At 52.2% G+C, this 18424-nt stretch carries 17 protein-coding genes; 10 read left to right on the top strand and 7 right to left on the bottom strand.

Annotated features, from left to right (window positions below):
* Position 1 precedes the first annotated feature (1 nt).
* Both thrB and thrC read left to right on the top strand, forming a co-directional pair.
* On the top strand, positions 2-931 hold the full coding sequence (gene thrB / locus K2184_RS18895; protein ID WP_004110407.1) for a homoserine kinase: 930 nt from the start codon (positions 2-4) through the stop codon (positions 929-931).
* Between the two features lie 3 nt (positions 932-934).
* Positions 935-2215, top strand: coding sequence for a threonine synthase (gene thrC / locus K2184_RS18900; protein WP_004108418.1), 1281 nt, complete (start codon positions 935-937; stop codon positions 2213-2215).
* A gap of 51 nt (positions 2216-2266) precedes the next feature.
* On the opposite strand, the gene yaaA is transcribed toward thrC, so the two are convergent.
* Both yaaA and K2184_RS18910 read right to left on the bottom strand, forming a co-directional pair.
* The gene (yaaA, locus tag K2184_RS18905) at positions 2267-3040 is read right to left on the bottom strand and encodes a peroxide stress protein YaaA (protein ID WP_004108416.1); all 774 of its coding nucleotides are present in this window, start codon (positions 3038-3040) and stop codon (positions 2267-2269) included.
* A gap of 78 nt (positions 3041-3118) precedes the next feature.
* Complete coding sequence (locus K2184_RS18910) at positions 3119-4549, bottom strand: alanine/glycine:cation symporter family protein (RefSeq protein WP_004108414.1); 1431 nt, start codon at positions 4547-4549, stop codon at positions 3119-3121.
* Between the two features lie 203 nt (positions 4550-4752).
* On the opposite strand from K2184_RS18910, the gene tal reads away from it, so the two are divergent.
* The 3 genes from tal to K2184_RS18925 all read left to right on the top strand — a co-directional run bounded on the left by tal (position 4753) and on the right by K2184_RS18925 (position 7825).
* A complete protein-coding gene (gene tal, locus K2184_RS18915; protein WP_004108412.1) occupies positions 4753-5706 on the top strand; it encodes a transaldolase in 954 nt (317 codons plus the stop codon).
* A gap of 99 nt (positions 5707-5805) precedes the next feature.
* Positions 5806-6393: a molybdopterin adenylyltransferase gene (gene mog / locus K2184_RS18920; protein ID WP_004108410.1), complete on the top strand. Its 588-nt coding sequence runs from the start codon at positions 5806-5808 to the stop codon at positions 6391-6393.
* A gap of 121 nt (positions 6394-6514) precedes the next feature.
* Complete coding sequence (locus K2184_RS18925; protein WP_004108409.1) at positions 6515-7825, top strand: MFS transporter; 1311 nt, start codon at positions 6515-6517, stop codon at positions 7823-7825.
* A gap of 47 nt (positions 7826-7872) precedes the next feature.
* On the opposite strand, the gene satP is transcribed toward K2184_RS18925, so the two are convergent.
* The 3 genes from satP to K2184_RS18940 all read right to left on the bottom strand — a co-directional run bounded on the left by satP (position 7873) and on the right by K2184_RS18940 (position 9711).
* Positions 7873-8439, bottom strand: coding sequence for an acetate uptake transporter (satP, locus tag K2184_RS18930; RefSeq protein WP_004108407.1), 567 nt, complete (start codon positions 8437-8439; stop codon positions 7873-7875).
* Positions 8440-8528: 89 nt separating this feature from the next.
* Positions 8529-9278, bottom strand: a complete 750-nt coding sequence (gene msyB, locus K2184_RS18935; protein ID WP_004108405.1) for an acidic protein MsyB — start codon at positions 9276-9278, stop codon at positions 8529-8531.
* A gap of 28 nt (positions 9279-9306) precedes the next feature.
* Complete coding sequence (locus K2184_RS18940; RefSeq protein ID WP_016809145.1) at positions 9307-9711, bottom strand: DUF2541 family protein; 405 nt, start codon at positions 9709-9711, stop codon at positions 9307-9309.
* A 385-nt stretch (positions 9712-10096) separates the two neighbouring features.
* Between K2184_RS18940 and dnaK the strand changes: the two genes are divergently transcribed.
* The 4 genes from dnaK to K2184_RS18960 all read left to right on the top strand — a co-directional run bounded on the left by dnaK (position 10097) and on the right by K2184_RS18960 (position 14818).
* Entirely contained in the window at positions 10097-12013 is a 1917-nt protein-coding gene (gene dnaK, locus K2184_RS18945) for a molecular chaperone DnaK (RefSeq protein WP_004108401.1), read from the top strand.
* Positions 12014-12100: 87 nt separating this feature from the next.
* A complete protein-coding gene (gene dnaJ / locus K2184_RS18950) occupies positions 12101-13231 on the top strand; it encodes a molecular chaperone DnaJ (protein WP_163524580.1) in 1131 nt (376 codons plus the stop codon).
* A gap of 167 nt (positions 13232-13398) precedes the next feature.
* On the top strand, positions 13399-14346 hold the full coding sequence (locus tag K2184_RS18955; protein ID WP_004110417.1) for a LysR family transcriptional regulator: 948 nt from the start codon (positions 13399-13401) through the stop codon (positions 14344-14346).
* 124 nt (positions 14347-14470) lie between these two features.
* Complete coding sequence (locus tag K2184_RS18960; protein WP_004108395.1) at positions 14471-14818, top strand: phage holin family protein; 348 nt, start codon at positions 14471-14473, stop codon at positions 14816-14818.
* 76 nt (positions 14819-14894) lie between these two features.
* Here K2184_RS18960 and K2184_RS18965 read toward each other — a convergent pair whose 3' ends face one another.
* Together K2184_RS18965 and K2184_RS18970 are read right to left on the bottom strand one after the other, a co-directional pair.
* Positions 14895-15428, bottom strand: coding sequence for a glycoside hydrolase family 108 protein (locus K2184_RS18965; protein ID WP_004110420.1), 534 nt, complete (start codon positions 15426-15428; stop codon positions 14895-14897).
* A 16-nt stretch (positions 15429-15444) separates the two neighbouring features.
* Positions 15445-15888 carry a winged helix-turn-helix domain-containing protein gene (locus K2184_RS18970; protein ID WP_004108388.1) on the bottom strand — a complete coding sequence of 148 codons (444 nt, stop codon included), beginning with the start codon at positions 15886-15888 and terminating at the stop codon, positions 15445-15447.
* Positions 15889-16277: 389 nt separating this feature from the next.
* Between K2184_RS18970 and K2184_RS18975 the strand changes: the two genes are divergently transcribed.
* Positions 16278-18392: a glycosyl hydrolase family 18 protein gene (locus K2184_RS18975; protein ID WP_142482766.1), complete on the top strand. Its 2115-nt coding sequence runs from the start codon at positions 16278-16280 to the stop codon at positions 18390-18392.
* Positions 18393-18424: the final 32 nt, after the last annotated feature.

The raw sequence follows: 18424 nt of genomic DNA on the forward strand, positions 1-18424 counted from the left end.
GATGGTCAAAGTATATGCCCCGGCTTCCAGTGCCAACATGAGCGTCGGGTTTGACGTGCTGGGCGCGGCGGTAACGCCGGTCGACGGCACGCTGCTGGGGGACAACGTCTCGGTTGAAGCGGCGGCGAGCTTTAGCCTGCAAAACGTGGGTCGCTTCGCCAGTAAACTGCCGACGGCTGCGCAGGAGAATATCGTCTATCAATGCTGGGAGCGTTTTTGCCAGGAGATTGGCAAACAGGTACCGGTGGCGATGACGCTGGAAAAAAACATGCCGATTGGTTCCGGCCTGGGCTCCAGCGCCTGTTCCGTGGTTGCCGCGCTGGTGGCGATGAATGAATTCTGCGGTAAGCCGCTCAATGAGAGCCGAATGCTGGCGCTGATGGGCGAGATGGAAGGGCGGATTTCCGGCAGCATTCACTATGATAACGTCGCCCCTTGCTATCTGGGCGGGATTCAGCTGATGCTTGAGGAAAATGGCATCATCAGCCAGCAGATACCGGCATTTGATGAATGGCTGTGGGTGCTGGCCTATCCGGGGATTAAAGTCTCAACTGCGGAAGCGCGGGCCATTCTCCCGGCGCAGTATCGCCGTCAGGACTGTATTGCCCACGGTCGCCATCTGGCGGGCTTTATTCACGCCTGCTATAGCCGTCAGCCTCAGCTGGCGGCGAAGTTGATGAAAGATGTCATTGCCGAACCGTATCGTACCAAACTACTGCCGGGCTTCAGCGAAGCGCGTCAGGCAGCAATGGAAATTGGCGCGCAGGCGTGCGGCATTTCCGGTTCCGGTCCAACGTTGTTTGCATTATGCGATAAACCGGAAACCGCGCAGCGCGTCGCCGACTGGCTGGCTACGCACTATCTGCAAAATAAGGAAGGCTTCGTTCATATTTGCCGGCTGGACACGGCGGGCGCTCGAGTAGTGGGATAACCAATGAAACTCTATAACTTAAAAGATCATAACGAACAGGTCAGCTTTGCGCAGGCCGTTACGCAGGGGCTTGGCAAGCATCAGGGGCTGTTCTTCCCGCACGATCTGCCGGAATTCAGCCTGACTGAAATCGACGAAATGCTGCAGCAGGACTTCGTGTCGCGTAGCGCAAAAATTTTGTCGGCATTTATCGGCGACGAGATCCCGCAGGAGGTTCTGCAAGAACGTATCGGCGCCGCCTTTACCTTCCCGGCACCGGTAAGTAAAGTGCAGGACGACGTCGGCTGCCTCGAACTGTTTCACGGTCCGACTCTGGCGTTTAAAGACTTCGGCGGCCGCTTTATGGCGCAAATGCTGACCCATATCGCAGGCGACAAACCGGTTACTATTCTGACGGCCACCTCGGGTGATACCGGCGCGGCGGTTGCGCATGCGTTCTATGGTCTGCCAAACGTCAAAGTCGTCATTCTCTATCCGCGCGGCAAAATCAGCCCGCTGCAGGAAAAGCTGTTCTGCACCCTGGGCGGCAATATTGAAACCGTAGCAATCGACGGTGACTTTGATGCCTGCCAGGCGCTGGTTAAGCAGGCATTTGATGATGAAGAGCTGAAAGCTGCGCTGGGTCTTAACTCGGCTAACTCAATCAATATCAGCCGCCTGCTGGCGCAGATTTGCTACTACTTTGAAGCCGTTGCTCAGCTGCCTCAGGAAGCCCGTAATCAGCTGGTTATCTCGGTACCCAGCGGTAACTTTGGCGATCTGACCGCCGGTCTGCTGGCTAAATCTCTGGGGCTGCCGATCAAGCGTTTTATCGCGGCGACTAACGCCAATGATACCGTGCCGCGCTTCCTGCAGGACGGTAACTGGTCGCCAAAAGCGACTCAGGCCACGCTGTCTAACGCGATGGACGTCAGCCAGCCGAACAACTGGCCGCGTGTGGAAGAGCTGTTCCGTCGTAAAATCTGGCGTCTGAACGAGCTGGGCTACGCGGCGGTGGATGATGAAACCACCAAAAAGACCATGCGTGAGCTGAAAGCCATCGGCTATACCTCTGAACCGCATGCGGCGATTGCCTATCGCGCGCTACGCGACCAGCTGCAGCCTGGCGAATATGGCCTGTTCCTCGGCACGGCGCATCCGGCGAAATTTAAAGAGAGCGTGGAAGAGATTCTGCAGGAGACGCTGCCGCTGCCGAAAGAGCTGGCCGATCGTGCCGATTTGCCGCTGCTGTCGCATGATCTGCCGGCTGATTTTGCCGCGCTGCGTAAGCTGATGATGGGTTAAGCCTGATTCAGCGCTCCCCTCCTGCATTATCCGCAGCAGGGGAGCGTGTTTTCACTGCTCGTGGCGTTTAAAGACCAGTTCTCCGTTATCCGAAGCCTCGGCGTCAAAGAAATAGCCTTCACTATCAAAACGGGTCAACTGCTCAGGCTTCGTTAAGCGATTCTCAATGATATAACGACTCATCAAGCCGCGCGCTTTTTTAGCGTAGAAGCTGATCACTTTAAACTTGCCGTTTTTCTCATCAAGGAATACCGGCTTAATCAGCTGGCCCTCAAGCCGTTTGGCTTTCACCGACCTGAAGTATTCATCAGAGGCAAGGTTGACCACGATATCGTCGCCCTGGGCTTTCAGTGCCTGATTCAGCTTATCGGTGATGACGTCTCCCCAATAGTGATACAGGTCTTTACCCCTCGCATTCTCAAGCTTAATACCCATTTCCAGGCGATACGGCTGCATCAGATCCAGCGGGCGCAGAACGCCATACAGGCCGGACAGCATCCGCAGATGCTGCTGGGCAAAATCGAAATCAGCTTCGCTAAAGGTCTCTGCCTGCAGGCCGGTATAGACATCGCCCTTAAACGCCAGGATCGCCTGACGGGCATTGTCCGGGGTGAAGTCTGGCTGCCAGTCGTGGAAGCGGGTCGCGTTCAGATCGGCCAGCTTGTCGCTGATGCCCATCAGTTTAGCAATCTGTGGTGCCGACAGCTGGCGGGCAATGCCGATAAGCTCCTGAGAGTGTTCCAGCAGCTCTGGCTGAGTATAACGCGTCGTTGCCAATGGACTTTGATAATCAAGCGTTTTGGCAGGTGAAATCAGAATGAGCATATCCAGTCCTTACGGGAAATTTTTGACGACTTTAGCAAAAAAAACCTCAAGAGAGGATCGATAGCTGCGATTGCCGCGCTATTCGCGCGGCAGGTTATCCCAGGTTCCCGGTACCAGCTGTTGATGGATTTCAGGGTAGCGGGTGACGTCAAATTCCGGCCGCTGGCCCAGCTTGCGCTGCCGCAGGTAATCGCTGGCAATGATGCGCACCGTCGGCGACAGCAGCAGGATAGCCGTCAGGTTAGTTATCGCCATCAGCGCCATGATAATATCCGCCATCTGCCAGACTACCGGCAGGCTGACTACCGCTCCGGTGATGACCATGCACAGCGTCAGCAGACGCAGCAGCCAGATGTTGCGGAGGCTATCCATGCGCAGAAAGATGAGGTTATTTTCGGCATAGATATAGTTTGCGACGATCGAACTGAAGGCGAACAGCAGCACGATACAAGCGACAAAGCTGGCACCCCAGTCGCCGACAAGATTGTTCATCGAGTGCTGGATAGCCTGAATACCGTTTGCCACCCCTTCATTGCCGTCTCTCGGCGCCAGCATAATGATCACGGCGCTGGCGGTACAGATGACGATGGTATCAATAAAGACGCCGATCATTTGTACGATCCCCTGCGCTGCGGGATGAGGTGGCCAGGAGGCAGCGGCGGCGGCAGAATTTGGCGTCGAACCCATACCCGCTTCATTGGAGAACATCCCGCGCTGAAAGCCGCTGGTGAGCGCCTGGCTGATGGTATAGCCCACCGCGCCCGCAGCGGCCTCCTGCCAACCGAAAGCGCAGCGGAAAATAATTTCAAAAATCGTCGGCAGGGCGCTGATATGCCACAAGCCAATGACCAGGCTGGCCATTACCCACAGCAAAGCCATAGCCGGCACGAGCCACTGCATCAAGCGCGCTACGCCGCGAATACCGCGAATGATGACCAGCAGGGTCAGGGCCGCAAGTACGCCGCCGGTGATGACATCAGGTAAACGAAACGCATACTCCATGGCATGGGCAACGGAGTTGGCCTGGACGGTGTTAAAAATAACACCGTAGGCCAGCAGGAGAAGAATAGAGAACAGCACGCCCATCCAGCGCATGCCGAGCCCCCGGGCCATATACCAGGCCGGACCGCCGCGAAAGTGGCCGCGAGAGTCGCGCTCTTTATAAAGCTGCGCCAGAGAGCATTCGGCGAAGCTGCTGGCCATGCCGAGCAGCGCCGAGATCCACATCCAAAAAACGGCGCCCGGGCCGCCAGCGGCAATGGCCAGCGCAACCCCAGCCATATTGCCGCTGCCCACGCGCGCCGCCAGGCTCATGCACAGCGCCTGAAAAGACGTTAAGCCGCCGGGCTGCGGCTGAAGGCTCTTTTTCAGACTTTTGCTGAACTGGCGGATATAACGGAACTGAATATATTTTGTTCGCCAGGTAAACCAGACGCCAGCGCCCAGTAACAGGTAGATCATTACCGAGCCCCAAAGTATTTCATTGATAAACGACAGAAAATCAGGCATCAAGCATCCTCTTGCCCATATCGGCGCGCGAGTGTAAGCGCTACCAATCCAGTGACAATCCTTTAGTGTTCAGGTAATTAATTGGCCCAGTTTATCACACTCTGCGCTCATGCATTGTAGGCGGTTGCGCTGCCCCGGCAGCGTGTTATCATCTTGGCAGACCGGTTACATCCCCTTAACTGCTGTTTAAGAGAAACACTATCATGACGGATAAATTGACTTCTCTGCGTCAGTACACCACTGTCGTAGCTGATACCGGAGATATCGCGGCAATGAAGCTGTATCAGCCTCAGGACGCCACGACTAACCCTTCTTTGATTCTCGGCGCGGCTCAGATCCCTGAGTACCGTAAGCTGATTGATGACGCTGTTGCCTGGGCTCGCGGCCAGAGTAGCGATCGCGCGCAGCAGATTATCGATGCTTCCGATAAGCTGGCGGTGAACATTGGTCTCGAAATCCTTAAGCTGATCCCTGGCCGTATTTCCACCGAAGTTGATGCTCGTCTGTCCTATGACACCGATGCATCTATCGCCAAAGCTAAGCGCCTAATCAAGCTGTATAACGATGCCGGCATCAGTAACGATCGCATTCTGATCAAACTGGCTTCTACCTGGCAGGGCATTCGCGCCGCTGAGCAGCTGGAAAAAGAAGGCATCAACTGTAACCTGACTCTGCTGTTCTCCTTCGCTCAGGCGCGTGCTTGTGCGGAAGCGGGCGTATTCCTGATTTCTCCGTTTGTGGGCCGTATCCTCGACTGGTACAAAGCGAACACCGATAAGAAAGAATACGCGCCGGCAGAAGATCCGGGCGTGGTGTCCGTGAGCGAAATCTACGAATACTACAAACAGCACGGCTACGAAACTGTGGTTATGGGCGCAAGCTTCCGTAACCTTGGTGAGATCCTGGAACTGGCCGGCTGCGATCGCCTGACCATCGCTCCGGCCCTGCTGAAAGAGCTGGCTGAAAGCGAAGGCGCGGTTGAGCGTAAACTGTCTTTCAGCGGCGAAGTGAAAGCCCGTCCGGCTCGCATCACCGAATCCGAATTCCTGTGGCAGCACAATCAGGATCCGATGGCGGTAGACAAACTGGCGGAAGGTATCCGTAAGTTTGCGATCGACCAGGAAAAACTGGAAAAAATGATCGGCGATCTGCTGTAATCCCCCATGTGGCCGACGCCCGTCGGCCACATTAAACTGTCTGCCTTGCTCCCCTCGGTGTATTATTCTGGCTATTAATACTGTTTGAACGGAATAATCATGAACACCTTACGAATCGGCTTAGTTTCCATCTCCGATCGCGCCTCCAGCGGCGTCTATCAGGATAAAGGCATCCCGGCGCTTGAAGAGTGGCTGGCCCGTGCGCTATCCACGCCTTTCGAATTGCAAACCCGCTTGATCCCGGATGAACAGGTTATTATCGAGCAAACGCTGTGCGAACTGGTTGATGAAATGGGCTGTCATCTGGTCCTGACTACCGGTGGCACGGGCCCGGCTCGCCGTGACGTGACCCCGGATGCGACGCTGGCGATTGCCGATCGGGTGATGCCAGGCTTTGGCGAGCAAATGCGCCAGGTGAGCCTGCACTTTGTGCCGACGGCCATTCTTTCTCGCCAGGTTGGCGTTATTCGCAAGCAGGCGCTGATCCTTAACCTGCCCGGGCAGCCGAAAGCGATTGAAGAAACCCTGGAAGGCGTAAAAGATGCTGAGGGTAACGTGCTGGTGCACGGAGTTTTTGCAAGTGTACCGTATTGTGTACAGTTGCTTGAGGGGCCATATGTCGAAACAAACGGCAATGTTGTAGCAGCTTTTCGCCCTAAAAGCGCGAGGCGTGAAACATTATCCTGAATTTAATGCATTCCTGAAATAACCTGCAACATCAGTGGTGTGTTGTTTTATTTACGATATAGTGTTTTTTTACTTTACACACTGCGTAGAATCTCTTCACACCTCTGGATGATTGCTCGTTATGTCACACTATACCCGACCCCTGAACCGACAGGATTATAAAACCCTGACGCTTGCCGCGCTTGGCGGCGCGCTGGAGTTTTATGATTTCATCATCTTTGTTTTCTTTGCCGCCGTTGTCGGCGAGCTGTTTTTCCCGGCGGATATTCCTGAGTGGCTGCGACAGGTACAAACCTTCGGCATTTTTGCGGCAGGCTATTTAGCGCGTCCTCTTGGCGGCATCATTATGGCCCACTTTGGCGATCTGGTTGGGCGTAAGAAAATGTTTACTTTGAGCATTTTACTGATGGCGCTGCCTACGCTGGCGATTGGTCTGCTGCCTACCTACGCGTCGATGGGCATCGTGGCGCCGATTTTGCTGTTGCTGATGCGCATTCTTCAGGGCGCAGCAATTGGCGGCGAAGTTCCCGGCGCCTGGGTCTTCGTTGCCGAGCATGTACCGGAAAAAAGAATAGGTATCGCCTGCGGTACGCTGACTGCCGGTCTGACGGTGGGTATTTTACTCGGTTCGGTCGTCGCGACGCTGATTAATACGCACCTCACCCCTCAGGGTATCCACGATGGCGGCTGGCGTATCCCGTTCCTGTTAGGCGGCGCATTTGGCCTCGTCGCCATGTATCTGCGCCGTTGGCTTCAGGAGACGCCGATTTTCCTCGAAATGCAGCAGCGTAAGGCATTAGCGCAGGAGCTGCCGGTTAAAGCCGTCGCGCTGAAGCATCAGAAGGCGGTTGTGGTCTCAATGCTGCTGACCTGGCTGTTATCCGCAGGCGTGGTGGTGGTGATCCTCATGTCTCCGGTCTGGCTACAAAAACACTACGGCTTTGCTCCCGCCATCACCCTGCAGGCGAACAGCATCGCTACCATCATGCTCTGTATCGGCTGCCTGCTGGCAGGCCTGGCCGCCGATCGTTTTGGCGCCAGCCGCACGTTTATTGTCGGCAGCTTATTCCTCGCTGCGGCAAGCTGGGCTTTCTATCATCTTTCCGGTGATAGCCCGCAGCGCCTGTTCCTGCTCTACGGTACGGTGGGGTTATGCGTTGGCGTGGTCGGGGCGGTTCCATATGTGATGGTGCGCGCGTTCCCGGCGGAGGTCCGATTTACCGGTATTTCGTTCTCTTATAACGTCTCTTACGCCATCTTTGGCGGCCTGACGCCGATTGCGGTGACCATGCTGATGGGCGTTTCGCCGATGGCGCCCGCGTGGTACGTGCTGGCACTGTCGTTTATGGGATTGGGGTTGGGGATCTGGCTGCGTCAGGGACTGGATCAGCAGGTCGCAGCGCCGAAAGCTGAACTGCAGCGTCTGCCTTAAATCAAGGTGACCCATGTCGCCGCTCGCGAACGAGCGGCGACAATGAATTAATGCTTTTCGCCGATTGGCAGAACGGTGCGGCCAAACTGCTCGTTCAGCACTTCACCCATCGCCAGATAGATGGCGCTGCCGCCGCAGACCAGACCCACCCAGCCAGCAATCTTCACAATGCCTTCGTTATCAGCCAGGTGGCCAATCGCCAGCAGAGCGAACAATACGGTCAGGCTGAGGAAAACAAACTGCAGCATACGTGCGGCTTTCAGAGTGCCAAAGAACATGAACAGGGTGAAAACGCCCCACAGTCCAAGGTAGATACCGAGGAAGTGTGCATCAGGCGCTTCAGCAAGGCCCATTTTCGGCATCAGAAGAATGGCAACCAGCGTCAGCCAAAAAGCGCCGTAAGACGTAAATGCGGTTAAGCCAAAAGTGTTGCCTTTTTTAAATTCCAGCAGGCCGGCAAAAATCTGCGCAATGCCGCCATAAAAAATGCCCATCGCCAGGATAGCTACATCAAACGCGAACAGGCCGCTATTTGCCAGGTTAAGCAGAATAGTGGTCATGCCGAAGCCCATAAGGCCCAGCGGTGCCGGATTAGCCAACTTAGTGTTGCCCATAATTCCTCAAAATAATGATTAGAAAGGGAAGCATTCCCCGCCGTCTCTGCGTCGGGGCGCGGCATAATAATTAGGCGTTACGATACTGTCTATGATCTGGCGGGGTATTTTTCGCCAATTTCATTTTTTCCCTGATGAAGTCTGGTCATTTGCCTTAAACAGGCAATATGCAACACGGCTGGAATGGTCACCCGATATGCGCTGCCGCTCACGGCTTTTACCCCATTAAACGCGGCGCCGAGCGGTCCGCCAAGCCCTGCTCCGCGTACCAGCCCGTGGCCGATGACGCTCACCGCGGCGTGGGTGCGGAGGATCTTCGTCAGTCGGGTTTCAAGAAGATGCGAGACTCCCTGCGCTAACTTATTTGTCTGAAGCAGATGGGGAAGCAGCTCTTTCTGCTCTTTGACACGACACTCAACGGCACTAAAGAAGTCGGCTTTTTGCCGCTCATCCATCTTTTTCCAGCTATGCTCCAGAAAGTGTTCCAGGAGATGTTGTTCTATTTCCGGGGTAGAGGCTTGTTTATCGGTTTTGATTTTTAGTCTCTTGCAGACGTCCAGCAAAATTTCGCGATAGAACTTGCCATGACGACGCAGCGTGTTGGCGATGCTATCACCGCCAAAGTGCTGGAGTTCCCCGGCAATGAGCTGCCAGTTGCGGCGATAGCGCTCAGGGTGTCCTTCCATCGCCTGAAAGGTTTCATTACGCAATAGCGTACTTGAAAGCCGGGGTTTTCCATTCTCATTGTGAGTCAGAATTCGAGTGAATGTTTCCAGATGCTCTTCGCTACAACGATGCAGAAAAGAGAGGTCTTCATCATCCAGATAGTTAATCTTCATAAGCGTTTTGATAATGTGAACCGGAATATTAATCGTCGCCGATAATTTTTAGCGAGGCCATATCGGAAGAGTTAATGGTGTGACCAGAAAAAGCGATTTTTTTAACGCAGCGTTTGTTGTCGTTGTCGCTATTAATATTAATCCAGCCGGTCGTTTCCCCTTCTTTTATAGTTGACGGGACGCTGAGGCTTTGGCTGGCGCTGTTGCTGACTTTGAAGTACACCGTTGCGCCGGACAGCTGGACATCGCCGCGATCGGCAGTCAGCTGGATACGCTTAATTACCCTGCATATCGGTAGCTTCAGGGTGAGATCGTTAGTCTCATTTCGCGGCATGGCGACAACCCCTAAAATTTTATGATCGTTAGCGGACGCCGACGTGGCTAACGTCGCGCTCAAAAATAATCCTGCTGATATATGAATCAGTGATTTCATGAGGATTTCCTGATTATTAGATGGGTTATTAGGACGACGCATTTTATCACTGGAACTTTATTGTATTTAGCACGTAATGATTGCGGATTATGTCAATTACGGTGTGAATGTATTTAGGTTTAATTATAATTTTAAATTATGTAATGGGCGTTTTTAGCGCGGCATTTCGCGCGTTTTCGGCTGCCGGGACGTACCCGGCGGCGCGGTCAGAGTAAAAATTTTTTGTATCCCCCCCTTGATGAAGTCGCGGGTGACCCCATCTTGTAGTCAACCGCAGTGAATGAACCTGAAAAAAAATGATGTCTGGGTAGTTGAAACCGCACGTTTCGCCCTTATTACAGGTTCACAACCACATGTTGACTGAATTTTTAGTGGAGACGTTTAGATGGGTAAAATTATTGGTATCGACCTGGGTACTACCAACTCTTGTGTAGCGATTATGGATGGCACTACTGCACGCGTGCTGGAGAACGCCGAAGGCGATCGCACCACGCCTTCTATCATTGCCTATACCCAGGATGGTGAAACTCTGGTTGGTCAGCCGGCTAAACGTCAGGCAGTGACAAACCCGCAAAACACCCTGTTTGCGATTAAACGCCTGATTGGCCGCCGCTTCCAGGACGAAGAAGTCCAGCGTGACGTTTCTATCATGCCGTACAAAATCGTGGCCGCAGATAACGGCGACGCATGGCTTGATGTGAAAGGCACCAAAACCGCACCGCCGCAGATCTCTGCTGAAGTGCTGAAGAAAATGAAGAAAACGGCTGAAGATTACCTGGGCGAACCGGTAACTGAAGCGGTAATCACCGTACCAGCTTACTTCAACGATGCTCAGCGTCAGGCAACCAAAGACGCCGGCCGTATCGCAGGTCTGGAAGTCAAACGTATCATCAACGAACCGACAGCCGCTGCGCTGGCTTACGGTCTGGATAAAGAAGTCGGCAACCGTACTATTGCGGTATACGACCTTGGTGGTGGTACTTTCGATATCTCCATTATCGAAATCGACGAAGTTGACGGTGAAAAAACCTTCGAAGTTCTGGCGACCAACGGTGACACCCACCTGGGCGGCGAAGACTTCGACACCCGTCTGATCAACTACCTCGTTGACGAGTTTAAGAAAGATCAGGGCATCGACCTGCGTAACGACCCGCTGGCGATGCAGCGCCTGAAAGAAGCCGCTGAGAAAGCGAAGATTGAACTCTCTTCTGCTCAGCAGACCGACGTGAATCTGCCGTACATCACCGCAGATGCCACCGGTCCGAAACACATGAACATTAAAGTGACCCGTGCGAAACTGGAAAGCCTGGTAGAAGATCTGGTTAACCGTTCCATCGAGCCGCTGAAAGTTGCTCTGCAGGATGCTGGCCTGTCCGTGTCTGACATCAACGACGTTATTCTCGTTGGCGGCCAGACTCGTATGCCAATGGTGCAGAAGAAAGTTGCTGAGTTCTTTGGTAAAGAGCCGCGTAAAGACGTTAACCCGGACGAAGCCGTGGCCATTGGCGCAGCTGTCCAGGGCGGTGTTCTGACCGGTGAAGTAAAAGACGTACTGCTGCTGGACGTTACCCCGCTTTCTCTGGGTATCGAAACCATGGGCGGCGTGATGACTGCGCTGATCAACAAGAACACCACTATCCCGACTAAGCACAGCCAGGTGTTCTCTACTGCGGAAGACAACCAGTCTGCGGTAACCATCCATGTGCTGCAGGGTGAGCGTAAACGCGCATCTGATAACAAATCTCTGGGTCAGTTCAACCTGGATGGGATTAACCCGGCGCCGCGCGGCATGCCGCAGATCGAAGTCACCTTCGATATTGACGCCGACGGTATCCTGCACGTTTCCGCGAAAGACAAAAACAGCGGTAAAGAGCAGAAGATCACCATCAAAGCCTCTTCTGGCCTGAACGAAGAAGAGATCCAGAAAATGGTTCGTGAAGCAGAAGCTAACGCGGAATCTGACCGTAAGTTTGAAGAACTGGTTCAGACCCGTAACCAGGGTGACCATCTGCTGCACAGCACCCGTAAGCAGGTTGAAGAAGCGGGCGATAAACTGCCGGCTGACGATAAAACCGCTATCGAGTCTGCATTGACCGCGCTGGAAACTTCCCTGAAAGGTGAAGATAAAGCCGATATTGAAGCGAAAATGCAGGCGCTGGCCCAGGCTTCCCAGAAGCTGATGGAAATCGCTCAGCAGCAGCACGCCCAGCAGCAGGCTGGCGGCGCTGACGCTTCCGAGAGCAACGCGAAGGACGACGATGTTGTTGACGCTGAGTTCGAAGAAGTGAAAGACAAAAAATAATCGCCCTTTGAACGGGTAAAACACTGGCACGGGCGAAGAGGTTTCCTCTCCGCCCGTGCACGCATGTTAAGGGGCTGAAAAACACCAATGGCAAAGCAAGACTATTACGAGATTTTAGGCGTTTCCAAAACAGCGGAAGAGCGTGAAATCAAAAAGGCGTACAAGCGCCTGGCCATGAAGTATCACCCGGACCGCAACCAGGGCGATAAAGAGGCAGAATCAAAGTTTAAAGAAATCAAAGAAGCGTATGAAATCCTGACTGATGCCCAGAAGCGTGCAGCTTACGATCAGTACGGCCATGCTGCGTTTGAGCAGGGCGGTATGGGCGGCGGCGGTTTTGGCGGCGGCGCGGATTTCAGCGATATCTTTGGCGATGTTTTCGGCGATATTTTCGGCGGCGGACGTGGTCGTCAGCGCGCATCGCGCGGTTCAGACCTGCGCTATAACATGGATCTTACGCTCGAAGAAGCCGTTCGCGGCGTAACGAAAGAGATCCGTATCCCGACTCTGGAAGAGTGCGACGTTTGTCACGGCAGCGGCGCCAAAGCGGGCAGCCAGCCGCAGACCTGTCCGACCTGCCACGGGGCAGGCCAGGTTCAGATGCGCCAGGGCTTCTTCGCCGTTCAGCAGACCTGTCCGCACTGTCAGGGACGCGGTACGCTGATCAAAGATCCGTGCAATAAATGTCACGGTCATGGCCGCGTCGAGAAAACGAAAACGCTGTCGGTTAAAATCCCGGCGGGCGTTGATACCGGCGACCGTATTCGTCTGGCAGGTGAAGGTGAAGCCGGCGAGCATGGCGCACCGGCAGGCGATCTGTATGTTCAGGTTCAGGTTAAGCAGCACGCCATTTTCGAGCGTGAAGGAAATAATCTGTACTGTGAAGTACCGATCAACTTCACTATGGCTGCTCTCGGCGGTGAAATCGAAGTCCCGACGCTGGACGGTCGTGTAAATCTTAAAATACCGGGCGAGACGCAGACAGGTAAGCTGTTCCGGATGCGCGGTAAAGGCGTGAAGTCCGTTCGCGGCGGCGCGCAGGGCGATCTGCTGTGCCGCGTGGTCGTCGAAACGCCGGTTGGTCTGAACGATAAACAAAAGCAGCTGCTGAAAGATCTGCAGGAAAGCTTTGGTGGCCCAACGGGTGAAAAGAATAGCCCGCGCTCCAAAAGTTTCTTCGATGGCGTGAAGAAATTTTTCGATGATTTGACCCGCTAATTGCATTTCATTTTCAGTCTTCCACTAAGCCTGGGCCTTCGCGCTCAGGCTTTTTTCTATCCGCAGCCCCTATCTTTTTAATTAACCTATTATTTATAAGGGCTAAGAATTGATTTATTTTGAGTATTATCTATATTGCTTTTTTCGTTTTTAGAGGCTGACAGCGGATGGGATCGAAAGGTGCCAACAAGGATTTTGATTACAATTTAATCAAGACCCTTGACGCTGTTATTTCAGCTGGAAATGCTGCCAAAGCAGCAAAAAAACTTGGTATCACTCCGGCGGCGGTCTCGTTGGCGCTTCGCCGTTTACAGAGCTATTATCAGGAAGAGTTGTTTATCCGTGGTAAAGATGGCCTGTTACCCACCGCTAAAGCGATCGAGATCCATCAAAATTTCCGTCAGGTTATGGAACTGATAAATAGTACCTTTATTCCCGAGCATAAAGGGAGTCGTGATGCCCGGCTGACTATTTTAGGCGGTGATATCGTTGAGGCTTACTATCTCTCACAGCTTTATGCCGGAGATATCTTTGAACGGGTATTACTCAACCATTATTCATCAAGAAATCTCTCTCGTGAGATGATGACGGAGCTACTGCTTACAGCAGAATGTGATGTTCTGATTGGTACCGAGCCGTTGAACGTCCCCGGGATTGATAATCAGCTGATCGATAGTTTCAAAAGCTTTGTCTGCATTTTTGCCAGTAATCATATCTTAAGCACCTTACCTCATCTTTCATTACATCATTTCTATTCCTCCCGTCATGCGATGTATCAGCCGGGCATGCACTCCCCGATGATTATTAATGATAAGGGTCTTTTTAAAGATGATCTTTATTATAAAGGCTCACGTATTATTGGCTATCGTAGCGACTCCCTTAATGGCTTAATGAGTATGATTGAACGTACTTCATTCATAGCCTTAATGCCGTTGAAGTTGGCGCTATTCTATAAGAATCAGCGTAAATATGATATTAAGTTTGTGCAACCGCCACCGGAACTTACTTTTAAATCTATACAGATTTATGCATCATGGAACAGAAACAGTAAAAATATATCAGTGATAAATGAAATTGTTTCCATGTTACACACTCTGTCATCATTTCGTCGCTGAGGAGTATCACTTCAAACGATATAGTTAATATGGTTTGGTTTGATGCTCTTTGATTACTGGTAAATAGCTAACCTCTTTACACTTATTGGGTACCATTTTGTACGCCTTCATCAAGGAGTGTTCTATGTCTATTCCAAATCATTTGGCGACAACGGAAGTCGTTTTGCTGGAAGTCGAAATTTTTATCACCATTATTGCTATCGGAGCTTGGGGCGGGTTTGTTAGCTACCTTATCCGGCGTGATAAGCAAGAAGGTGATGATCATTCCCATAAGGGCATCATGCACTGTTTAACCCAGGTTGTGGTTTCCTGTTTTACCAGTTTTTTGCTCAGCGCCGTGGCGATTGAAAAAGAGCTTAGTTTTAATATGGTGTTGCTCGCCGCGGGGCTTGGCGGGGTATTTGCAGGGCCGATTTTGAAAATTCTTGGCGAGAAGATTAAAAAGGCTCTGGAAAATGCAAAAATTCATTAAGTGATGTCCAGTCTATATTTATGCTAATAAAAGTCTCGTCCCTGAGTCTTTTATTAGCTGTATTGCCACGATGATCTTAGGTGATTCTGGCCTTCATCCAGCCATAAATAAACTCTTCATTACCTTTGTTTTTTTCTGTGATATCCAGATAGTAGGCTCCCTGGCTGCAGTTGAGCGCTTTTATCAGCACTTCTTCACCCTGTTTGCCCCTTAAGGCCAGAAAGTGATTGAGAGCGGAGAGGGTCCGAGGGCCAATTTTGCCATCGGTTTTGATATCCTGGTAACTTTTTTCTTCCCGGTTTAGCGCGTTGAGCCAGCGCTGTAGCCAGACGCAAGGATAGTGGGGGCCAATATTGACTGCGGCATCGCAGAGTTCGAAAGAAATGGGCCAGGATATAGTTGAGATCTGCTCAAATCCGGGTTTGATCCAGTAATCCTCTTCGAGGATAGAAAATGCTTCAGCTCGCGTCAGGTTGATCATCTCTCCTGTATAACCATGAGCTCGGGCCGTTGCCTCAGTGATCCCCCAGTTGGTGGCTCCACCTTTATCTTTAGGATTGTTGGTATAGCCGCCTTCCATTACTAAAATACCATCAATAATCGGGTTCATTTTTCATTTCCTTGAATTAATGAATGTGCAGGTACATCACCGTGCCGAGGGTGACAGAAAACACGGTGGTTAATGCTGCCAGCGTCTTTCTGAACACCTGTCGTTTTGTTCCTTTCTTTTCGCTCTCCATGGCTTTAATAGGAATCTCTTTATTAACCTGAATGCCCTGTCTTGGAATGGTGATAAACAGGTCATTTATCCCAAGGGACTTCAGATCTCTTCTGATTAAGTAGAGTATTTGCGTTAAATTTGCGTCATTCACAAAGTGACTACGGCTTCCCCATAATTCTGAAGTTATTTTTTGCCGTTCAATAATATCCATATTTGCATTTTCGATGATGAAGCTCAGGCACTTCGCCCTCATTGCCGTCATTTTAATGACCTGTGAGTTTGAGGTGGTTCTCAGCTCATACTTTCCTTCGTTGTAAACGCAATTATCATTGATGAGATAAGTTTTCATGTTGTCGTCCTTTAGATATATAGATCCTGATTGCGTGGGTTCAATATATTGTACGAGAATTGGCTTAATCTATTACTTGTCATTCGTATTATTCTAATGTCATTTGATGATGAGAGCTTAATCACATAATCTCATGTAAAGTAAATGATATTTAACCCACTGATAAATGAGATTTAATGTGCTGCTGATGTTTTCGCCATGATTTTGCTGAGATACGTATATCCGCTGATGATTTAAGAATTACCGCCATCATTTTTCTCGCATAAAATAGCGTGAATGAGATGTTGAAAACATGATGTTATGTGATTAGCCATTGTCTCGTAAGCATTGAATTATTGGTCCGGCAGAACGAACTGCGACAATTTTTCAAGCTTAAAAGGAAATTAATAATGGCTACTAGCAAACTGATTCAGGGCGATACGCTGACCGAAACCAGCAACGCCGCAGACGGCTTTAACCCAGCGAAAGAAGTCAGCGCATACAGCTATACTTCTGCTCGCGTCGCGAAGCCGGTATATAACCAGTACAAGTCTTCCACGGCTAAGCCCAAAGTATTCGGCTACTACACCGACTGGTCCCAGTATGATGGTCGCCTGCAGGGAGATGATTCGAAAGATAACCGCGGTCGCGGCTACAATCTGACCAACGTTGCGCCTACCGCTTACGACAAAATCATCGTCGGTTTCGTCGGCGTCACCGGCTTCCATAAAGTGGATGGGATGTACCGCGATGTGGTTGCCGAAGGCGCCGAGCAGTGCGGAAAAGTCAAATATGAGCCGACCTTCCTCGACCCGTGGGGCGATTTCCAGTCCTACGTTAACGTTGGCCACTCCGTCAGCGGCTGGGACGTCGATCCGAAAACCGTCACTCAGGCGAATGCCAAAGGTCTGCTCGGCGGCCTGCGCGATCTGCAGGCTAAAGCGAAGCAGCAGGGTCACGATCTGGTGCTGTCCATGAGCATCGGCGGCTGGACCATGAGTAACGGCTTCCACGAAACCGCAGCTTCTGATTCCGCCCGTAAAACCTTCGCGAAAGGCGTGGTAAAACTGTTCAAACAGTTCCCGATGTTCAGCGAAGTGGATATCGACTGGGAATACCCGAACGCGGAAGGCGCGGGCAACCCTTACGGCCCGGAAGACGGCGAAAACTATGCGCTGCTGATCGGCGAGCTGCGTAAGCAGCTGGATTCCGCCGGTCTGAGCAACGTCAAAATCTCCATTGCCAGCTCCGCGGTAGTGAAGACCTTCGATTACTCCAACGTGAAAGCGCTGCTGCAGGCCGGTCTGTACGGCATCAACGTGATGACCTACGACTTCTTCGGTACGCCGTGGGCGGAAACCCTGACCCATCACACCAACCTGAACGCGCTGGAAGAAGGCGGCTGGGCGGTCAATACCATCGTCGACCATCTGCTGGCCGAAGGCTTCCCGGCAGACCGCATTAACATTGGCTATGCCGGTTATACCCGCAATGGCCGCAGCGTTGAGCTGGAATCTCTGTCTCCGCTGAAAGGCTCCTATAACCCGGGTACCGGTACCACCACCGGTACCTTCGAATCCGGTACCACCGAATGGTATGACGTTATTTATAACTACCTGGACCTGGAAAACCAGAAAGGCCGCAACGGTTTCAACGTCTATACCGACCAGGTGGCCAATGCGGATTACCTCTACAACCCGGAAAGCAAACTGTTCATGTCTCTGGACACGCCGCGTTCTGTTAAAGCTAAGGGCGAGTACGCCGCGAAGCTGGGGCTCGGGGGAATGTTCACCTGGACTATCGACCAGGACAACGGCGTGCTGGTGAACGCCGCGCGTGAAGGTCTGGGCTATGAAATAGCTTCTGAAGTTATCGATATGGATCCGTTCTATTTCGAAGGCATCAACGTCGATCCGGCAGATGAACAGGATGACGATAGCGTTCAGCCTGAACCGGCGATCAACCACGCGCCGAAGGCTGCCATTGAACTGCGCGTTGTGGGCGGTTCTACCGTACAGCTCTCTGGTGAAGGTTCCTCTGATGAAGATAAAGACGAGATTACCTGGAGCTGGGGCGTTCCTTCTGAAATCAGCGTGGCAGATAAGACCAGTGCCGTCATCGAGTTCGTCGTTCCGGAAGTGACCGTTAACACCAACTTCCAGTTCACCCTGTTCGTTCGTGATGCCTGGGGCGAGCCTTCTTCCCAGCAGCGTTATGTGCTGGTTGTCGTTCCGTCGGCGTCTCAGGTGCAGCCTGAGCCTGAAGAGGACGATACCGTAGTTCCGGTAGAGCCTGTCGAACCGGAAGAAGACACCACGCCTGCGGAAGATGACACTTCCACGGATGACGCGACGACGCCTTACCCGCTGTGGGATGCCAGCACCGTTTATGGCGGCAACTGGGGTACCTTTGAAACCGTCAGCTGGAAAGGCCATAACTACCAGGTGAAATGGTGGTCTCAGGGCGACCAGCCGGATCTGAACTGCGCTGCGGGCCAGGCATGGACTGACCTTGGTGCTTACTGATCCTTTTCGTTAAGCGAAAAATAGTGGGCTAA

Origin of the sequence: Klebsiella sp. K5-306 (assembly GCF_051835185.1) — a bacterium.
Classification (GTDB): Bacteria; Pseudomonadota; Gammaproteobacteria; order Enterobacterales; family Enterobacteriaceae; genus Klebsiella; species Klebsiella oxytoca.